At 43.1% G+C, this 18360-nt stretch carries 21 protein-coding genes; 5 read left to right on the top strand and 16 right to left on the bottom strand.

What is annotated here, in order from left to right:
- Window positions 1-59 precede the first annotated feature (59 nt).
- Together AM500_RS07800 and AM500_RS07795 are read right to left on the bottom strand one after the other, a co-directional pair.
- Window positions 60-302 (bottom strand): hypothetical protein, encoded by a 243-nt coding sequence (locus tag AM500_RS07800; RefSeq protein WP_053598712.1) that lies wholly within the window; start codon window positions 300-302, stop codon window positions 60-62.
- Window positions 303-621: 319 nt separating this feature from the next.
- Complete coding sequence (locus tag AM500_RS07795) at window positions 622-1302, bottom strand: metal-dependent hydrolase (protein WP_053598711.1); 681 nt, start codon at window positions 1300-1302, stop codon at window positions 622-624.
- 166 nt (window positions 1303-1468) lie between these two features.
- Here AM500_RS07795 and AM500_RS07790 point away from each other — a divergent pair, with 166 nt between their 5' ends.
- On the top strand, window positions 1469-2572 hold the full coding sequence (locus AM500_RS07790; protein ID WP_053598710.1) for a M24 family metallopeptidase: 1104 nt from the start codon (window positions 1469-1471) through the stop codon (window positions 2570-2572).
- A 61-nt stretch (window positions 2573-2633) separates the two neighbouring features.
- Here the strand turns inward: AM500_RS07790 and ald are convergent, their stop codons facing one another.
- From ald to AM500_RS25425, 3 genes are all read right to left on the bottom strand, one after another.
- The gene (ald, locus tag AM500_RS07785) at window positions 2634-3758 is read right to left on the bottom strand and encodes an alanine dehydrogenase (protein ID WP_053598709.1); all 1125 of its coding nucleotides are present in this window, start codon (window positions 3756-3758) and stop codon (window positions 2634-2636) included.
- 142 nt (window positions 3759-3900) lie between these two features.
- Complete coding sequence (locus AM500_RS07780; protein WP_442854007.1) at window positions 3901-4149, bottom strand: spore coat protein; 249 nt, start codon at window positions 4147-4149, stop codon at window positions 3901-3903.
- Window positions 4150-4398: 249 nt separating this feature from the next.
- Window positions 4399-4560 (bottom strand): hypothetical protein, encoded by a 162-nt coding sequence (locus AM500_RS25425; RefSeq protein WP_156319773.1) that lies wholly within the window; start codon window positions 4558-4560, stop codon window positions 4399-4401.
- Window positions 4561-4733: 173 nt separating this feature from the next.
- Between AM500_RS25425 and AM500_RS07775 the strand changes: the two genes are divergently transcribed.
- Complete coding sequence (locus AM500_RS07775; RefSeq protein WP_053598708.1) at window positions 4734-5186, top strand: universal stress protein; 453 nt, start codon at window positions 4734-4736, stop codon at window positions 5184-5186.
- A gap of 43 nt (window positions 5187-5229) precedes the next feature.
- Window positions 5230-5550, top strand: a complete 321-nt coding sequence (locus tag AM500_RS07770) for a hypothetical protein (RefSeq protein ID WP_053598707.1) — start codon at window positions 5230-5232, stop codon at window positions 5548-5550.
- Between the two features lie 135 nt (window positions 5551-5685).
- Here the strand turns inward: AM500_RS07770 and AM500_RS07765 are convergent, their stop codons facing one another.
- The 5 genes from AM500_RS07765 to tpx form a co-directional block, all read right to left on the bottom strand.
- Window positions 5686-6201, bottom strand: a complete 516-nt coding sequence (locus AM500_RS07765) for a MogA/MoaB family molybdenum cofactor biosynthesis protein (protein WP_053598706.1) — start codon at window positions 6199-6201, stop codon at window positions 5686-5688.
- A complete protein-coding gene (locus AM500_RS07760; protein ID WP_053598705.1) occupies window positions 6198-7037 on the bottom strand; it encodes an EcsC family protein in 840 nt (279 codons plus the stop codon). Before AM500_RS07760 ends, AM500_RS07765 begins: the two co-directional genes overlap by 4 nt.
- 192 nt (window positions 7038-7229) lie before the next feature.
- Complete coding sequence (locus AM500_RS07755) at window positions 7230-8423, bottom strand: acetate kinase (RefSeq protein ID WP_053598704.1); 1194 nt, start codon at window positions 8421-8423, stop codon at window positions 7230-7232.
- A gap of 290 nt (window positions 8424-8713) precedes the next feature.
- Window positions 8714-9697 (bottom strand): class I SAM-dependent methyltransferase, encoded by a 984-nt coding sequence (locus AM500_RS07750; RefSeq protein WP_053598703.1) that lies wholly within the window; start codon window positions 9695-9697, stop codon window positions 8714-8716.
- Between the two features lie 347 nt (window positions 9698-10044).
- A complete protein-coding gene (gene tpx / locus AM500_RS07745) occupies window positions 10045-10545 on the bottom strand; it encodes a thiol peroxidase (RefSeq protein ID WP_053598702.1) in 501 nt (166 codons plus the stop codon).
- Between the two features lie 159 nt (window positions 10546-10704).
- On the opposite strand from tpx, the gene AM500_RS07740 reads away from it, so the two are divergent.
- Window positions 10705-11469 (top strand): VOC family protein, encoded by a 765-nt coding sequence (locus tag AM500_RS07740; RefSeq protein ID WP_053598701.1) that lies wholly within the window; start codon window positions 10705-10707, stop codon window positions 11467-11469.
- Between the two features lie 34 nt (window positions 11470-11503).
- On the opposite strand, the gene ytfJ is transcribed toward AM500_RS07740, so the two are convergent.
- From ytfJ to sppA, 4 genes are all read right to left on the bottom strand, one after another.
- The gene (gene ytfJ, locus AM500_RS07735) at window positions 11504-11989 is read right to left on the bottom strand and encodes a GerW family sporulation protein (protein ID WP_053598700.1); all 486 of its coding nucleotides are present in this window, start codon (window positions 11987-11989) and stop codon (window positions 11504-11506) included.
- 28 nt (window positions 11990-12017) lie between these two features.
- Window positions 12018-12689, bottom strand: coding sequence for a DUF2953 domain-containing protein (locus AM500_RS07730; RefSeq protein ID WP_053598699.1), 672 nt, complete (start codon window positions 12687-12689; stop codon window positions 12018-12020).
- A gap of 94 nt (window positions 12690-12783) precedes the next feature.
- Window positions 12784-13173 carry an RDD family protein gene (locus AM500_RS25420; protein ID WP_156319911.1) on the bottom strand — a complete coding sequence of 130 codons (390 nt, stop codon included), beginning with the start codon at window positions 13171-13173 and terminating at the stop codon, window positions 12784-12786.
- Window positions 13174-13462: 289 nt separating this feature from the next.
- A complete protein-coding gene (gene sppA, locus AM500_RS07720; protein WP_053598698.1) occupies window positions 13463-14473 on the bottom strand; it encodes a signal peptide peptidase SppA in 1011 nt (336 codons plus the stop codon).
- 144 nt (window positions 14474-14617) lie between these two features.
- Between sppA and AM500_RS07715 the strand changes: the two genes are divergently transcribed.
- Window positions 14618-15421 (top strand): NAD kinase, encoded by an 804-nt coding sequence (locus AM500_RS07715; RefSeq protein ID WP_053598697.1) that lies wholly within the window; start codon window positions 14618-14620, stop codon window positions 15419-15421.
- An 82-nt stretch (window positions 15422-15503) separates the two neighbouring features.
- Here the strand turns inward: AM500_RS07715 and rarD are convergent, their stop codons facing one another.
- Window positions 15504-16421, bottom strand: coding sequence for an EamA family transporter RarD (gene rarD / locus AM500_RS07710; protein WP_053598696.1), 918 nt, complete (start codon window positions 16419-16421; stop codon window positions 15504-15506).
- A gap of 325 nt (window positions 16422-16746) precedes the next feature.
- Window positions 16747-18345, bottom strand: coding sequence for an amidohydrolase (locus tag AM500_RS07705; RefSeq protein WP_053598695.1), 1599 nt, complete (start codon window positions 18343-18345; stop codon window positions 16747-16749).
- Window positions 18346-18360 lie beyond the last annotated feature (15 nt).

The following is an 18360-nucleotide window of genomic DNA, read 5'->3' as shown; positions in this document are numbered from 1 at the left end:
TATTTATTATAAGGTTAATAATTTCCCGATTCAATGAAGGATAGCCGAAAAAACACAAGCTAAAGACTTTTGCCCCGGGCTTGAATTCTTTTCCTGCTTGTTTGCAATGCCCCTTTATCTTGTTTCTTGCTCTTTCTTACAAGTCCTGCCATATTCCCGCTGATGACTAGCAGCGCAGCAGTTGACCAGGCAGCGGTAAACGCGCCTGCCTCACTGGAAAAATCAAGCGACAGCCGGGGACCCGCATAATAAATCATCAACACCGCTAAAAGCAAACAGATAAGCAAACGATTTTTCTTCATTCCGATTCCTCCACTTCACTATGCTAGTTCCATTATTATGCTATAGCGAAGCAAATAAGACGGGCTTTCCATTGATTGAGGATGAAACCTTATCAATCGTTCTATTGGTTACATTTCGTATGTCTCTGTAACCCAAAACGTTCCCAATACGGCTTATTGGTTACATTTTGCATGTTTTCTAAACCTGAAACGTTGTCAATGCGGCCTATTGGTTACATTTCGCGTATTTTCCAATCACAAAATGTTGCCAATACAGGTAAAACTTGAATGTCTACAGAAACTAGAAGAAGATTTATAGTTGGTTCCCTGCAGGTTGACCTTACAATTCCAGCGAATCACCCGGTTCCATTACCCTCCCATTTTTCCCCTCAAGCAAATCTACAAAAGCATGCGGATCCTGCTTAATTGGCGGGAAAGTATTGTAGTGCATCGGTACAACTAGTTTTGCATTCAACAGCTCAGCCGCATAGGCCGCATCTTCCGGTCCCATTGTGAAGTTGTCTCCGATGGGCAGAAAAGCCAAGTCAATAGGGTGCCTGTCGCCTATTAATTTCATATCCGAGAATAATCCAGTATCCCCTGCATGGTAAAGGGTCTTTCCTTCAGCCATCACCAAAATGCCGGCTGGCATTCCGCAATAAACCAACTGCTTATCCTCTGTTTCATAACTCGAACCATGAAAAGCCTGGGTAAGCTTTACCTTTCCAAAGTCAAATTGGTAAGAGCCGCCGATATGCATTCCATGGGTTTTTACTCCCTTCCATCCTAGGTAGGTTGCCAGCTCGTGATTTGCGATTACGAGGGAATCATTCTTTTTTGCGAGGCTGACGGTATCGCCAACATGATCGTTATGCCCATGTGACAGAATAATAACATCTGGTTTTTCCTCATTTGCCTTCAAATCCGTCAGACTATTGTAACTGATGAACGGGTCAATCAGGATGGTCTTGCCCCCGGTTACTATTTTAACTACTGAATGGCCATGATATGAAACTTTCATTTTATAATCCCCTTTCTCCTTGTTTACTTATATTTTTCCATTCCTTTTGGCTATTTCCTGCTGCCATTTCCTTATACCCTTAATTTTAGGCAGCTATAACCCAATATCATTTAGAAAAATTGGTATAATAGGATGGTATACATAGAAATTGACTGGAGGTTTCGTAATGAACCAGAGATTAGAAAAACTTTCTTTATGGATGAAGGAGCAAGGAATTGATGTTTGTTTTTTAACATCTCCTGATAACGTCTTTTATTTGTCGGGATATTATACCGATCCACACGAACGATTATTGGCACTTGCTGTATTCCAGGAGAACGAGCCTTTCCTCGTTTGCCCTGCCATGGAAAAAAACGATGCCAGGAATTCAGGCTGGGAAAATGAAATTATCGGCTTCACCGATACAGATAATCCTTGGGCAATGATAAATAAGGCAATTGCCGCCCGGACTTCCGCCTCAATTCGCAAGGTTGCAATTGAAAAAGAGCATATGAATGTGGAACGATACGAAGAAATCCAACGCCTTTTCCCGGATGCCTCCGATATTCTTTCCGCTGAAGAAAGAATGAGAACACTCAGGCTTGTAAAGGACGAACGCGAAATGAAGTCGCTTCGCGAAGCGTGCTCCCTGGCCGATTATGCAATCGAAGTTGGCAGCAGCGAAATACGCGAGGGAAAAACCGAGCTTGAAGTGCTAGCCGCGATTGAATATGAATTAAAGAAAAAGGGCGTTAGTCAAATGTCCTTTAGCACCATGGTCCTTACAGGTAAAAACGGCGCATCCCCACACGGTAATCCGGGCCAAACCAAAATCCAGAAAGGGGACCTCGTCCTTTTTGACCTCGGGGTGGTGGTAGACCACTACTGCTCAGATATTACTAGGACAGTTGCCTATGGAGATATAAACGACAAGCAAAAGGAAATCTACGATACTGTTCTAAAAGCAAACCTGGCTGCCATTAAGGCTTCACGTCCTGGTGCACCATGTTCCGAGGTGGACCTTGCTGCCAGGAACGTAATTGCCGATGCGGGTTATGGTGAATTCTTTCCGCATCGCCTAGGACACGGGCTTGGAATCAGCATTCATGAATATCCTTCCCTGACAGCAACTAATCCTCTTTTAATTGAAGAAGGCATGGTATTTACAATTGAACCAGGCATCTATGTTTCTGAATTGGCAGGAGTCAGGATTGAAGACGATGTTTATGTAACAGCAAACGGCGTTGAAATATTAACGAAATTCCCAAAAGAATTACAGATAATAAAGTAACAATCAGAGAAAGTAAAAAAGCAGGATGTCGGCTTAATTAGCCGGCATCCTGCTTTCTCTTTTATTTAAGTTGTTCAAGAAGGCTTCTTGTATTTTTGAATTCTAATCCGTGCGCTTCAGCAACAGCCTCATAAGTAACGAATCCATTCAGCGTATTGATCCCCTTAAGCAAAGCTTCATTATCAAGGCATGCCTGCTTGAAGCCTTTATTGGCAATTTGAAGTGCGTATGGGACAGTCACGTTTGTTAAAGCAATTGTCGAGGTTCTCGGTACTGCACCTGGCATGTTTGCGACTGCATAATGGACAACCTCGTGCTTGATATATGTTGGGTTATCATGAGTAGTGATTCTGTCGGTTGTTTCAAAAATGCCGCCCTGGTCGATAGCGATATCGACGACGACACTTCCCGGCCTCATGGACTTAATCATTTCTTCAGTGACAAGCTTTGGCGCCTTCGCACCTGGTATCAGTACAGCACCAATCACCAAATCGGATTCTTTAACAGCTTCGGCTATATTAAGCGGATTGGACATGAGGGTGGTAATTTCCGAACCAAAAATGTCATCCAATTGGCGTAGACGATCAGGATTAAGGTCGATGATAGTAACTTTGGCGCCAAGCCCGATGGCCATTTTCGCTGCATTTGTACCGGCAACCCCTCCGCCAATAATTGAAACAGTGCCTCTTTGAACTCCAGGGACACCAGAAAGCAGGATCCCCCGTCCTCCATGGAATTTTTCCAGAAATTGAGCCCCTATTTGTGCCGCCATCCTCCCAGCTACTTCACTCATTGGGGTCAGAAGCGGCAAGGCTCCATTTGGCAGCTGGACAGTTTCATACGCAATGCCGACTACCTTGCTTTCAATTAACGCTTTCGTCAATTCTGGTTCCGGAGCTAAATGTAAATATGTAAACAAGATTAAGCCTTCATAAAAATATTTGTATTCTTCAGGAAGCGGCTCCTTAACCTTCATAACCATTTCCTTTTCCCATGCTTCTCCGGCTGTTGGAACAATTTGTGCCCCAGCAGACAGGTAATCCTCATCAGTAAAGCCAGAACCCAGGCCTGCACCTGATTCTATATAAACTTCGTGGCCGAACTTTAGCAGGTTGACAACTCCCGCCGGTGTCATCGCAACTCTGTTTTCATTGTTTTTTATTTCTGCTGGTACTCCAATTTTCATCCCATTGCCTCCTACGTCATTTTCATTGACAAGCACTGCAATCCCTTTTATTTTAACAAAAGAAGCTATCGCAGGGAAATTTTATACTGAAGCAAACAAACGGAGTGCCTGCTGCCAGCCAGGCACTCCGCGGATAAAATTTTTACCAATAGTAAGGATATCCGTAATAAGGGTATGGGTAATAAGGGTATGGGTAATACGGATAAGGATAGCCATATCCAGGTCCAATCAGGGCACCTGCCGCAAGTCCGCCAAGGAAACCACCAAGGAATGGTCCTCCAAACCCAAATCCCCATCGACGCCTACCCCAACGTCCAAAACCCCAAGGCTGGCGCATATCATTCATATCAATTTGGCCATGGACACCAAATGCCTGGGGCTGCGCAGTCATTAATTGATAGTCATTATTCAACTCATTTCCTCCTCATTTATTTCTGGGTACACTAAAGGATATGCAAAGGACACAAGATGGTATTGGGTATCCGCCCTGACTGGCAAAAAAACCGGGCATAGTTTTTCGTCTATAACCCGACCAGTTTAAACTCAAAATTTGTCTGAAATAAAAACCAAGGCGGCGGAGCGGAGGATAACCAGACGGACTTACCTGCACATAAAAAAAGCTGCCTCGGCAGCTTTTTTGTTATTCTCCTTTAGATTGGAGATTTTCCTGGGTCCTTGCCTTTGCTTCCTGCTCCCCCATAAATCCGCTGTTGTAGGAATCCATGATCTGGGTGCTGACTTCCTCTAGACCTTTTTTCTCAAAAGTAAAACGGCTGCGCTCATTCTGGTTCTCATCCTTCATTAGAAGTTTCCTCCAATTGTTCTTTTCGTCCATATGATTAGATTACCTCTTTATTTTTTCGAATTTCCCAACACATATGCACTGTTTTTTATGTATAATTTGATTTATATAAACATGCATCTCGTCACTTCGGAATTATGTATGTTTGCTACTCTCAATTTGGGGGAATGTCCATGGCGAACCATTATCAAAAAATTCTTGTGGCGGTTGACGGCTCCAAGGCAGCGGAACTGGCTTTTAAGAAAGCTATTGGGATAGCATCGAGAAATCAAGCGAGATTGCTCCTCGTTCATGTGATTGACACACGTACATTCTCACTAGTTGAAGCATATGGCCAAGGACTTGTTGATAGAGCTGCACAAAATGCCAACGAATTATTGGACATGTATAAACAGCAAGCTAGATTAGCCGGTATTGTTGACGTTGACTATATCATTGAATTCGGTTCTCCTAAGTTAAGGATTCCAAAGGATATTGCCCGAAACAATAATATTGACCTTATTATCTGCGGCGCCACTGGGATGAATTCGGTAGAACGTTTCCTGATTGGAAGTGTCTCGGAGAATATTACTCTGCACGCGCCATGTGATGTCCTTGTTGTGAGGACAGAAAAGGAATTTACGTAGAATTATAAAACTTTTATCTATAAGGATAGATTGGAGGAAGAGAATGGAACAATTTTTCAGTTATGACAGAAGACTTGGTATACCTTTACCACGCCTTGAAAAAGATTTTAGCCAATATGATAGGGACATCCGAGAAAAAATTCTTTTCTCATGGGAACAAATACGCGGTGCGATTCCTGACCGGATTAAGGAGCTTGAGCTTCATATTAATGAAAAACAAGCAGCTCTTTCAAACGAAAGCAGCTTCACTAAATCCTGTGAGCTGAATAGTGAGATTGCGGAGCTAGCCTCTATTATCAATGATTTATGGCTGTGGTACAGATCAGCCGATTCATTAGAAGAAACAAATAAAATGCACTCGTAATGGTGATGGCTGAGCTGTGTGGCGTAATTGATTTATTATTTGGATTCCGCCCATTATGTGGTGTTTCTTAAACGCTCCAATCAGCTTGTAATGGTAAAAAGCTCCCGCTTGGTCGGGAGCTTTCTTTATTTTCCATTATTTTAAATCCTTTTTCAGTTCCCTTACGACATGGCCAATTTCGGGCAAAATTAATTTTTCCATTGCCAGCCTTACCGCCCCGGTGGAACCAGGCGTTGAAAAAACAGCTCGGTTGTTGACGACCCCGGCAGCTGCGCGAGAAAGAATCGCAGCTGAGCCAATGTCTTCCTGGTAACTAAGCATTCTGAATAATTCTCCGAACCCAGCAATCTCTTTTTCGAATAGCTTCGAAACCGTCTCAATGGTTACATCTCTTTTCGCAATCCCTGTACCGCCATTAGTCAGGATCACATCAATTCCTGGAGCTGAGGCTCCATTAAGTACTTCCGCTTTTATTGCTTCTTCTTCATCTTTTACAATTACATAATCAGCAATGGTATGCCCTGAAGATTCAAGAAGGCTAATCATTAATTTCCCGCTTTTGTCTGTATCTTTATCCCTAGTATCACTAACGGTAATAATCTTGCAAGAAACCGTATTTGGAGCCTCTGTTTTATGCTCACTAACACTCATAAAATGTCCTCCTTATTCATCAAGTACCGAAGCCGGTAATAGTTATGGGAAAAATCTGTCACTCTTCTGGTCAATTGATAATTCGAAACAGCCCCTACCGCCATACTGACAATAGGAAGGCCCTGTATCAGTTTTTTTCTGAAAGCCGCTATTACAATTGCCTTAAGAAGCTGACGAATCGGCTGTTCAAGCCATGAGGCATCTGTCAATCTGTCATTCCCCTGGTAAAAATAGCGGTCATCCTCACTATTCAAGTCCTGTTTAAGCGAATCCCAGCTTTCAGCCTGAAGCCTTGGAGGCAGTGTTGCAGTATGAAACACCTTCAAGGCAGTCATCATTTCAAATGGGGTATTTACTTCTATTCCATATGTCATAGATAGCAGCTGGACAGCACGAAGATTAATTACAGCCATTGCGGGGATGTCGATTCCAAGCAGTAAACTTCCTCCAGTCCCTGACATTCCTCCCTGTGCGAAGGAATACAGCCTGTGCCGGGCAATTTGCTGTTGAGCGATAAAATTCAATTCGTCAATGTCCAGTTTTCGCAAGTCTTCAATTCTCTCGATATCATGATTGAATACTCTAGCTGAAGCAAGGATTCGATCTTTAGCATCCAATTGGAATTGTGCTCCTAATATCATCGCGTGGAGATGAAACATCCAAGTATCAACAAGTGAAAAAAACTTAGTCTGTACATCTTTAGGAAGCATTGAAAAACCAGCTTCCAAATATTTTTCATACGTAATTTGAAAATCGTTCGGCTCATAGGCCTGCATACGATTTTCCCAGTCTTTTATCTCAGCAAGGACACTCTTTTCCCGATCTGTCAGTACCATAGCCAGCCCCCTCATATGGACTTTTCAACAGTATAGCATAACTGGCAGAAAATAGAGAAAATCGAAATAAAAGCATACGTGAATTCGTGCCAGGCTGGAGTTCGAGGTAGACAAACACAATACATTCACAGTAGCCAATTTATAACTGCAAAAAAAGCTGCACCAGTCGCCTGGAGCAGCTTCTTAATATTCCTATTGAATATTACCTAGACGCAATACGTCACGGGCAATCATTACTTCTTCATCTGTCGGAATGATAATAACCTTAACTGGAGAGTGTGGATAGTTGATAAATGCCTCTTCTCCTCTTACTTCGTTTAATGAAGGATCCCAATATACACCCATGAATTCGAGTCCGCGAAGAACCCTCGCGCGGATGGAAGCACTGTTTTCACCAATACCAGCAGTAAAGATGATTGCGTCTACCCCATACATACGGGCAGAATAAGAACCGATGTACTTATGGATTCTGTTTGCAAACACTTCAAGTGCTAGCTCGGCACGGTCGTTACCTTTTTCAGCTTCAAGTTCGATATCCCTAAGGTCGCTTGAGAATCCGGAAACAGCAAGCATACCGCTTTTCTTGTTCAGAACATCAAGAACTTCTTCAGCTGTTTTCCCAGTCTTCTCCATGATGTATGGAATAAGAGCAGGGTCAATGTTACCCGAACGAGTTCCCATTGTTACACCAGCAAGTGGTGTGAAGCCCATTGAAGTATCAATCGACTTCCCGCCTTCAATAGCAGCAATGCTGGCACCGTTGCCTAGATGGCAAGAAAGCAGCCTTAGCTGTTCAATTGGACGTCCCAGCAATTCAGCAGCACGCTGGGAAACATATTTATGTGAAGTTCCATGGAATCCATATTTCCTGATACCGTATTTTTCGTAATATTCGTATGGCAGGCTGTATAGATAAGAGCTTTCAGGCATTGTCTGATGGAACGCTGTGTCAAAAACGGCTACAGCAGGCACGTTAGGAAGAACCTGCTGGAATGCACGGATACCTGTAAGGTTGGCTGGGTTATGCAATGGTGCAAGTTCAGATAGTTCTTCGATTTTATTCAAAACTTGTTCTGTAATAAGCACTGAATCAGTGAATGTTTCTCCTCCGTGAACTACACGGTGACCAATACCGCTAATTTCATCAAGTGACTTAATAATGCCTGTTGATGTGAGCTTGTCCAACAAAATTTTAACGGCAACATCGTGATCGGGAATTTCTGTAACTTCCTTGACTTTTTCGCTACCCACACTGATAGTAAAAATAGCATCGTTAAGGCCAATCCGTTCGACAATGCCCTTTGTGATAACTGTTTCGCTAGGCATTTCAAAAAGCTGGAACTTCAATGAAGAACTGCCCGCATTAATCGCAATAACTTTTGACATTTAATAAACGCTCCTTTTTTATTGCCTTTCAAAACCAGAATTTCTTTACTAAACTGCAGTCCATCTGGGTTATTTTATACCACAAGACAATATTATATGTTCTCTTTAACCATTGTACCCACTCCTAAAACCGATTATCAAGGTCTGAGAGTTATTGCAAACGTTTTCCGAACAAAAGTAAATATATTCTGACTTCTCATTCGTATTTTCGTCACTTTTCCGACACATTTTTGTAATTAAATGGTCACTTTTATAAAAAAAGCACCCTCCTAAAAGGAAGATGCTCCACATTATTTATTCTCTGCAATCCATGTATTGATATTCGTCAAGATTGCTTCAGTCCCCTTCTGATTTGAAAGTGAAGGAAGTTCTGCAAGCAGGACCTGTTTTGGCGGTTTCGTGCCGGCTCCTGACTTTTGAAGAATCAGAATGCTTTTAGCAGATTGCTTTGATTTGAACATCGAAAGCGGGAGCTGGAGAAGGCCTTGTATATGGGCATTTCCCTTTAAGTATTCATTAAGCTTTGGTGCTTCCGGACTTTCAAACAAACCATTTGGGATTACAAAAAATAAATATCCTCCCGGTTTTGTCTGATTCATGGATTGCTCAATGAACAAGTGATGGGCATATGAATGGCCTTCCGATGCGGAAAGGTCGTATTCAGAAGCGCGCTCATCATCTGGATAATATCCGACCGGCAAATCGCTTACCACTGCATCAACAGGTTCAATAAACACTTGTTTCAGGCTGTCCTGGTTAAAGAGCTGGACAGCATGCTGCTGAAGATTTGCATTCACATATGCAAGCCTGATGAGCACATCGTCAATCTCCAGCCCGACAGATTCGACCTGTTTATGTATTTGCTGGTTGATTACGGTGGTTAGTAAGTTGCCTGTTCCCACCGCTGGATCAAGCAGCCTAAAAGAAGTATTCCGGACAAATTTTAGGACAAGGTAACCCATAAGCATCCCGACGGAATCTGGTGTCATTTGGTGGTTGGTCTGGACATTCTCTTTCATTCCTTTTAAAATCGCAAGCTGAAAAGCCTTTCTCCGCTCTTCCTTAGAAAAGGATTCAAGCCTAATGGATTCGTAACTCTTTTTAAGCCTCTTGCCATTAAGTTCACTCACTTCATCCTGAAGAACCGTTCCGTGGAACAGATTTTCTCCCGTTTCTGCAAGAGCTTCTAAATATGTGCAAGATAACTCCTCCTGCAGGACGGTTGTTGTTTCATTAAAAACGGCAAACAATTGTTCAACCGGAGATAGTTTCATATATAAGCCTCCGTTATTTCATTCTTTTTCCCATTGTAGCGGCTTTTGCCCTCATCCACAAGGGAGAGGAATTAAGAAAAGCGAAAGCGCCTTGCCCAGCGCCGTATGAACTGGAGGGCCTCGAAGGAGATAAAGGAAACACGATGAGCGTAAGCGAATCGATGTTGACTTATCGTAACGAGGGGACCGAAGTACACTAGGCGCTAGGCGCTGGAGCTAGACAGTTAAAAAATATTACTTTTATAAAAATTATAAAAGCCCCGGAACACCGGGGCTAACAGTAAACTGCCAGCTTCAATTCTACTGTAACAGCCTGATTAGGGACAGTCCTATTCTACATCCCTTGACTATTGAGCTTTTTTGGCAGCTTCAAGAGCAGCTTCATAATCCGGGTGTGTTGTCCCTTCGCTTACATACTCAGCATATGTAACAGTATCAGAGGAATCTACAACAAATACTGCGCGGGCAAGCAATCTTAATTCTTTCATAACAACTCCGTACGCTTCCCCAAAGGAAAGGTCGCGGTGGTCGGAAAGAGTTTGTACGTTTTCAACTCCAGCAGCCCCGCACCAGCGCTTCTGTGCAAAAGGAAGGTCAACACTAATCGTTAGGACTTTCACATTGCCAAGGCTGCTCGCTTCTTCATTAAAGCGGCGCGTCTGTGCATCGCATACCCCTGTATCAAGTGATGGCACAACAGAAATCAGCCTTACTTGTCCCTTAGTATCCTCAAGAGTTACCTCGCTCATATCATTAGCAAGGACAGTAAATTCTGGTGCTTTGTCCCCTACCTTTACTTCACTTCCAACCAATGTTACCGGATTGCTTTTAAATGTTACAGATGCCATTCCCAATTCCTCCTTCATCGTATGGTACAATATTCCTGTACAAGTTAACTATGTACAGAGTAAATATAACTTTCCCACCTCCTTTTTGCAAAAAATATAAACTTTAGTGTTCTGGATTACCAAAATAGGAAAAATAAAAAACTAAGGGAGGCAGCATTTTTGAAATATAGTTGGGATCATACAATTCAGCACGTCAATAATCTTGAAAAAAGCATTGATGTATTTGGCGCCCATGGGCTTAAGGCCTTTAAGGGGGGCTCACATACCAATTGGGGAACCTACAATGCACTCAGCTATTTCGGGCTTTGCTACATTGAATTCCTCGGCATTGAAAATCTAAATCTTGCAAAGCAAGTCGAAGAGCCAATCTTGTTTGTCAAGGATAGTCTTGAACTCCTTCCAGATCGTGAGGTTTTTGGCCGGGTTGCCCTCCGGACAGATGATATCGAAAAAGCAGCCCAGTTATTGAAGGAAGAGTCTCTAGCTGTATCGGACATTTTTGAAGGAAGAAGACGGAATGCCCAAGGACAATTGATCGAATGGAAAATGCTGATGCTTGAAGGTGACTTTGAAGGCCTTTTGTATCCATTCATCATCCAGTGGAGGGATTCTGATGATTCCAGGAAAAAGAATTTAATGGACGCAGGAGCCATTTGTCCCCACCCAATTGGTTCAGTGGATATCTCCAGTGCTATTTTTTCAGTAAAAAATCCAGCCGAGACTGCCAGCCACTGGAGCAAGCTGTTTGGATTTCCGATTGAACATATAGACGATCAATTCTCACTTCTTTCTGTCGACGGCCAATCCTTTCTCTTTCAAAAAGGAGCCGCCAACCGTCTGACCGAGCTCCTTTTTACAACCGATAATCTAGCCATGAAAGGAAGGACCATCACTCTCGGAAGTGCCACTTACAGATTTAAATGAGAAAAGGGCAAGCTTGTGGGCTTGCCCTTTTCTACTAGAAATCCAAATCCTCATCGTCAGATTTGCCCTTTTTCTTATCGCTGTCTTTGTTCTTCTCTTTGTTCTTTTCTTTGTCCTGATCTTGCTTGTCACTTGAACCGGATTGGCTCTTCTTGGACATCATTTGCTGAATCTTATCCACGGCCTGCGGAGCCGTTTCAAGAATCCTTTCAAGCAAATGGGTGCTCTCATCAAGATGGAGCATCTTAACTCCCTTTGAGTTTACGATGAGAAACGCAATCGGCGTAATCGATACTCCCCCGCCGCTGCCTCCTCCAAAAGGATGCTTACCGGACTCCTGACTACCTTCGCCAAACTCAGTGCCACCTGCTGCAAATCCAAAGCCCACCTTTGAAACTGTAAGAATCACACTTCCATCAGGAGTTTCGACCGGATCACCAATGATTGTATTCACATCAATCATTTCTTTCAGGCTTTCCATCGCGGTCGTCATCAACCCCTGAATAGGATGCTCTGACATAAAGGTTCCTCCTTATTATAAAAAATCATTATTCCTCATTCGGCATAACCTGCATTGATTTTGAAATAAGCTCACTTTTTTTGCCTTTCCAATGCGTAAAAATCCTGATTCCTGCTGAAATAGCTTTCCCAGCCCGGAAGGTAAACATACACGCTAACATTGTTCCTGCTATCCTATATTGAAAGTACGGCGTTACATGCAGGGAGGGCTTAACCTTCAATTTCATATGGTGATGCACCAGGCCGGCAATGCTTCCTTTCACAGCCCAAACAGCACCAGCAAGCATGCCAGTCACTGCAGCATCTCCAGTTCCAATTGCGGTTTTCCAGTCGAATTTCCTTACCGTAATTTGCGCAAGAAATTCCATTAAAATCGGATGCACACCAATGATTCTATTTATAATTTCTTTTCCTTTTTCCAGCATTGATAGAAGTTCCTCAGCAGTTAGCCGGCCTCCTGTGTCCTCTTTTTCCTTGCTGCCTTTTTCACCCTCCGCTTTAAGAGCGGGTGGATTAGTTTCAGCCTCAATGACTGGAATTTTAACTGTATAACGAATCAGTCCGAACCAGGCCCGAAGCTGAATGTATAGTTTATTGTTACCGCTATAATTCACATATTCAACTTTGATGGTAATCCGAGTCATCCAGATAAGTATAATTAGCAAAATAATACCAATTAAAATAAGAGTGAGCCAAAGCACGTTTGTTCACGCCCTTTCAGCCTGTTAGTATTTGCCATTAAACAAAAAAATAAACCTGTCCCCCCATGGGAACAGGTCTCTAATGAATTATATATTAACGATCAACATGTATCACAGCTGTGTCCGCAAAGATATCATGCAATGCCTTCTTTTGTGGATGAAAAGCTGGTATAAGATACAAAACAAATATAGTCTTTGAAATAAAGCGTCCAATCCATTCTCTAATCAGGACATCCTGCCAGCTCAATTTCCCATCCTTCAGGTCGATGACAGCCAGCCCAAAGGCCATTTTACCCAGGGTCTGCCCAAGGAATTTAGTCATCAACACAAAGTACAAATAAAATAGAGCCGCAGTAGCAATAGTTTTCGGAGAAAACAAACCTCCTGATGAGGGGATCCCGATAAGCATAAACACCGGCGAAATAATGATACGCCCAATGCTTCCAACCACTAGCAGATCAAGCAGGTATGCCCAAAACCTCATCCAAAATCCAGCTCTTCTGACTGGGTACTTTGGAACGGTTTCAGTTTGATGGATGCCATTCAGTGAGGATCGCTCCCGATGGTATTCTGCAGCGTGAGGGTTCGTCTCTATTGTTCCCTCTGTCTCTCCCCGTCTATCTTCACTAGCTGTTTCCGCTTCACCCTGGCTGTCCTGCTTTTTATCCCCCAGTACTCCCTCAGAGAGGGGCTGGTCAGCCTCCGTTTCTTGATTCTGATGTCGGAAGCTGTTTTCTTCTGGTTTATCATTTCGTTCCATTAAGCTTCCTCCCTTATTCAGAATACAAATACATTAACCGTGGGGAATTGGTTTTTGAGATAATGTCCAAAAGTCCCTGAATTTCAATATCTCCGCCAAACACTTTTTGAGCTCCCATGCTAAAAAGAGATCCAAATCCCATGCCAGTGGCATAGCGGACCACTTGGGCATCACCTAGGTCCTTGTCCTTCTTCATTGCATCAATTACGTCATCAAAATAGCCATATCCATCAATCAGGCCAAGCTCCTTTGCCTGCCGCCCGTCGTAAATCCGGCCGTCGGCAAGTTTCTTTACTTCTTCAACTGGCATATTTCTGCCTTCAGAAATCACCTTGACAAAACCTTGATATGAATTGTCAATCATATCCTGAAGGATTTTTCTTTCCGCATCGGTCATCTCTCTTGTCGGACTCATGATATCCTTGTAAGGGCCGCTTTTGATTGTTGTAAATTCAACTCCATATTTTTCGGCGAGCCCTTCATAATTGATTCCCTGCATGATAACGCCTAGCGATCCAGTCAAGGTTTCCTGGCTGGCAAAAATTTTATCTGCAGGTGCCGATATGTAATAGCCTCCGGAAGCAGCCATCGATCCCATTGAAATATAGACAGGCTTTTTCGTTTCTTTTTGAATTTCTACGATCCGGTCATGGATTTCAGCGCTTTCGACAACACCGCCACCTGGTGAATTCACTCTAATAATGATTCCTTTAACAGCGTCATCCTCCTTGGCACTGTCAAGCTGTTCAAGAAACGTGCGATGATTGTATGCAGGGCTTTCAAGCAAAGAAACAGCATCTCCCGTATCCTGAATGGTTCCATTTACATCAAGAACCGCTATTTTTTCAAATTCACTGCCTTCTTCAATTACTTCCTCAACAAATCCTTGTTCTGCTCCAGCAAAGATATCCGTAAAATCGCTTTCGATACCTGCGGAAGCAAAAGAAGATAAGAAACTAATAACTACGGAAAAGAAAAACAATACAGCTGCGATTCCAATCGCGGCCCAGCGTTTTCCATTCATATGCAGGTCCCCCTCTTTACTAATTTTCTGTTTCGTTTTTAAAATGTACCAAGACATGCTAAACTTGGTAATAAACAATACTAGTTTATCAAATCGGGTATTTATTTCATACAAATAACTCTAGCCCTTTGAGGAGGAAATGTGATGCCAAATCGTAAAAATCTTTATCTATACCATAGCAGGGATGCTGAAATCCTGAAGAAGGTTAAGCCCATTTATGACCAGGCAGAGAAATATGGCTTTACGCTGGTTAAGGATTATCACGATGCAAATATCATTACCAGCATAGGCGGTGAGGGAACCTTCCTTCAGGCAGTTCAAAAAACGGGTTTTCGGGATGATTGCCTCTACGTAGGTATATCAACATCAGAGAGCTTAAGCATGTATTGCGATTTTCAAATTGACAACCTTGAAGGTTTGGTTGAAGCTGCTTCCCAAAATGATCAGATCGAGGTACGCCGCTATCCAACCATTGAGGTAACTGTGGATGACGAAAGTAAATTCCAGTGCCTGAATGAATTTAGCATCAAGTCCTCTATAATCAAAACGTTCGTCCTTGATGTGTACATAGATGATTTGTACTTTGAAACCTTCCGGGGAGACGGAATGATTGTCGCTACACCAACAGGAAGTACAGCTTACAACAAATCGGTCAACGGTGCCATTGTTGACCCGCTCCTTCCATGTATGCAGGTGAGCGAGCTGGCTTCCGTCAATAACAACCGTTTCAGGACTCTCGGTTCCTCCTTTATCCTGAGCGGAGACCGCACCCTTACCCTTAAGGTGGTTAAAGACGGGAACGATTATCCAACAATGGGTATGGACAATGAGGCATTAAGCGTCCAGCATGTTGAAAAGGTTCAAGTAAAGCTGAGCAATAAAATAATTAAGACTGTGAAGCTAAAGGACAATTCCTTCTGGGAAAAAGTTAAACGGACGTTTCTTTAATATAAAGCGTAAGCGCCTTGGTCAGGCGAGCTTAATAAAAAAGGCATTCACCGGTATTTCCTACCGGGAATGCCTTTTTTTATTAATGTTTCCTAACTCTCAGCCCAATCGATGTGAACAGCTTTGTCTTTGACAAGGAGTAAATGGTAAGAGCTGACCAAATGAACATAAATGCCAGAAGCTGTATGCCGCTGAAATGTTCTTCATATACAAATACACCAAGAATAAGAGTGAGAGTTGGTGCGATGTATTGCAGGAAGCCTAGCATTGACAGCGGTATTTTTTGCGCCCCTCCAGCAAAGAGTAGCAGCGGCAACGCGGTAGCAGGGCCGGCGGCTGCAAGGAGAAGATTTGTCCCAATCCCATTATGAAGGAATGCCGATGTGCCTTCCATAAGTAAAAAACCGAGATATACAGCCGCAATTGGCGTCACAACCATTGTCTCAAGTGTTAACCCTATGGCCGCTTCTACCTTGATCAGCTTTTTGGCAAGCCCATAAATACCGAATGAAATTGCCAGGGTTAAAGCAATCCATGGGAAATGTCCATAAGAGAACGAAATAATTAAAACACCTGTAAAAGCTAAAATAAAGGAAACGTATTGGGCAAGGCTAAGTTTTTCCTTTAGAACAATCACACCGAGAAGAACACTGACTAAAGGATTCATATAATAGCCAAGGCTTGCTTCTATCATTTGTCCTGAATTGACAGCCCAAATATAGACAAACCAATTGATTGTAATCAACACAGATGCACAAGCAAGAGCATACATTTGCTTTGGATGTGTCCGGAAACCCTTTACTACAGCAGACACGGATGCCTGTTTATTAGTTAAATATAATAGGATGGCCATAAAAACAAAGGACCAAAAAATACGGTTCGCTAGTATTTCAATTGAGTCGACATGGCCGAGAAGCTTCCAGTATATTGGCAAGAGGCCCCAAAGCAGATAGGAAAAACCCGCTTGAATCGCTCCATTTTTTATATCGTTATTCCCCATCATTCTACCCCGTTCTTTCTAGTTTCGAAATAATTCACATTATAACTCAAAATGAAGTGAATGTGGGGGTTTTTAAAAAAATAGCCTTAGAAACATTAATCATGCGACTGGCTATGCGGATCTTTAGGTGAAGTATTACTTATGAAGACGGGAACAGACCATAAAACGACTGCTCCCCTTCCTTCATTTGGATTATGAAGACGGGAACAGAAGATAAAATGACCGCTACCCTTCCTTCATTTAGCATATGAAGACGGGAACAGACTAAAAAACGATCGCTACCTTCCTTCATCGGGTTTATGAAAACGAAAATTTCTATATTTTATTAAAAAAAGTTACTGCTGCTCTCAAAGACTACCTCGCCGCCAATGATTGTCATGACTGCTTTGGTTTCGGCAACTGTCTCTTTCGGTATAGTAAACAGATCCCGATCGATAACTGTAAAATCAGCGATGTTCCCTTCCCTTATCTCACCACGGTCGTTTTCATGGCTTGCAGCATATGCACTTCCCTTTGTATATAGGCTTAGCGCTTCATAAACCGTCAAGGCCTGGCCAGCCCCATACACCTTGCCATTTGCTACCCTATTAACCGCCGCATCGATTCCCTTAAATGGATCAGGATACTCGATTGGCGCATCGGATCCACCTGAGCAGGCAATTCCACGGTCAATTAACGTTTTCCACGCATATGCATGCTCAAGCCTGCTAGTTCCTATCCTGTCAATCACCCAAGGAAAATCCGATTGCAGGAATACAGGCTGCAGGTCAAGGACAAGCGGCAGTTTAGCAGCTCGTTCAATCAAATCCTCGCGAAGTATCTGAGCGTGAATTAGCCGATCCCGTCCAGGGCCCTTCAAAGGGTGCGCTTCAATTGCATCAAGGCAATATTCAAATCCCAAATCTCCAATCGCATGGATGGCTACCGGCATGTTATGCTTTCTTGCCTCTCCAACAAGCTTTGACAGCTCATCACGAGTGAAAATCGCGACTCCGTTGGTAGAAGGTTCATCATCGTATGGCTCACTTAACAGAGCAGTCCGGCCGCCAAGTGCTCCGTCCGAGAAAATTTTCATAGCGCCAAACTCTATCCACTCGTTACCTGAGTGAAAAGAGAATCCCCCATTTTCAAAATCCTCGATTACGCCATGGTGGACAAGCAAATGGGCACGGAACTTCAAGCCATCATTTTCAATCGCTCGTATGAATACCCTCAGAGTCTTTTCAAAGTTGCCGTAATAATTTAAATCTTCCGTGTGTACACCAGTGATTCCTAGCCTATATAAATCATGGATGGATGCCTTAATAGCACGTAAAAGATAGTCCTCTGACGCTTCAGGAACGACAGAATAAATAAGATCCTGGGCACTGTCTTTCAACACACCGCTAAAACGTCCGTCAACGTCAGTCGAAATCACCCCGCCAGCCGGGATTTTTGTTTTTTCATTAATTCCCGCGGCCTCAAGTGCCATGGAATTTACAACAATTGCATGCCTGCAGATTCTTTTTAAAACAACAGGCCGATCTGGCACGATTTTATCGAGCTCAGCTTTGTGCAAAGGCGTGGGCTCGTCCCAGAGGTTTTCATTCCAGCCCTCACCAATGAGCCAATCGCCATCCTTTAAACCTAGCGAATACGCTTTGACAGCTTCGAATACTTCCTGCCTGTTTTTGCAGGAAGACAAATCGAGGCGGATTAGCCGCTCTCCATGCCCAATTAAATGAATATGGCTGTCTACTATGCCGGGAAGCATCGTACAGCCCTGCAGGTCAATTTTTTTGTCAATTTCTCCGTAATAGGCAGCCTCCAACTCAGCCTTGCTGCCAATTTTAATAATTTTTCCATCCTTTGTAAGAACGGCCTCTACTTGATGCCCTTCCTCTTTCATTGTATAAATTGGGCCCCCATACATAAGTGTAGCCATTCTGTCATTCTCCTT

Source organism: Bacillus sp. FJAT-18017 (assembly GCF_001278805.1).
Classification (GTDB): Bacteria; Bacillota; Bacilli; order Bacillales; family Cytobacillaceae; genus Bacillus_D.
This window is presented reverse-complemented; position numbering and strand designations above follow the sequence as displayed.

Bases quoted from the DNA above. Each gene is read 5' to 3' on its own strand.
- AM500_RS07755 (WP_053598704.1), bottom strand. From the start codon at position 8,423: ATGTCAAAAGTTATTGCGATTAATGCGGGCAGTTCTTCATTGAAGTTC.
- sppA (WP_053598698.1), bottom strand. From the start codon at position 14,473: ATGAATGGAAAACGCTGGGCCGCGATTGGAATCGCAGCTGTATTGTTT.
- AM500_RS07795 (WP_053598711.1), bottom strand. From the start codon at position 1,302: ATGAAAGTTTCATATCATGGCCATTCAGTAGTTAAAATAGTAACCGGG.
- AM500_RS07715 (WP_053598697.1), top strand. From the start codon at position 14,618: ATGCCAAATCGTAAAAATCTTTATCTATACCATAGCAGGGATGCTGAA.
- AM500_RS07705 (WP_053598695.1), bottom strand. From the start codon at position 18,345: ATGGCTACACTTATGTATGGGGGCCCAATTTATACAATGAAAGAGGAA.
- ald (WP_053598709.1), bottom strand. From the start codon at position 3,758: ATGAAAATTGGAGTACCAGCAGAAATAAAAAACAATGAAAACAGAGTT.
- AM500_RS25420 (WP_156319911.1), bottom strand. From the start codon at position 13,173: ATGAGGTTTTGGGCATACCTGCTTGATCTGCTAGTGGTTGGAAGCATT.
- AM500_RS07750 (WP_053598703.1), bottom strand. From the start codon at position 9,697: ATGAAACTATCTCCGGTTGAACAATTGTTTGCCGTTTTTAATGAAACA.
- tpx (WP_053598702.1), bottom strand. From the start codon at position 10,545: ATGGCATCTGTAACATTTAAAAGCAATCCGGTAACATTGGTTGGAAGT.
- AM500_RS07760 (WP_053598705.1), bottom strand. From the start codon at position 7,037: ATGGTACTGACAGATCGGGAAAAGAGTGTCCTTGCTGAGATAAAAGAC.
- AM500_RS07775 (WP_053598708.1), top strand. From the start codon at position 4,734: ATGGCGAACCATTATCAAAAAATTCTTGTGGCGGTTGACGGCTCCAAG.
- ytfJ (WP_053598700.1), bottom strand. From the start codon at position 11,989: ATGTCAGAGCATCCTATTCAGGGGTTGATGACGACCGCGATGGAAAGC.
- AM500_RS25425 (WP_156319773.1), bottom strand. From the start codon at position 4,560: ATGAAGGATGAGAACCAGAATGAGCGCAGCCGTTTTACTTTTGAGAAA.
- AM500_RS07765 (WP_053598706.1), bottom strand. From the start codon at position 6,201: ATGAGTGTTAGTGAGCATAAAACAGAGGCTCCAAATACGGTTTCTTGC.
- AM500_RS07770 (WP_053598707.1), top strand. From the start codon at position 5,230: ATGGAACAATTTTTCAGTTATGACAGAAGACTTGGTATACCTTTACCA.
- AM500_RS07780 (WP_442854007.1), bottom strand. From the start codon at position 4,149: ATGACTGCGCAGCCCCAGGCATTTGGTGTCCATGGCCAAATTGATATG.
- AM500_RS07800 (WP_053598712.1), bottom strand. From the start codon at position 302: ATGAAGAAAAATCGTTTGCTTATCTGTTTGCTTTTAGCGGTGTTGATG.
- rarD (WP_053598696.1), bottom strand. From the start codon at position 16,421: ATGGGGAATAACGATATAAAAAATGGAGCGATTCAAGCGGGTTTTTCC.
- AM500_RS07790 (WP_053598710.1), top strand. From the start codon at position 1,469: ATGAACCAGAGATTAGAAAAACTTTCTTTATGGATGAAGGAGCAAGGA.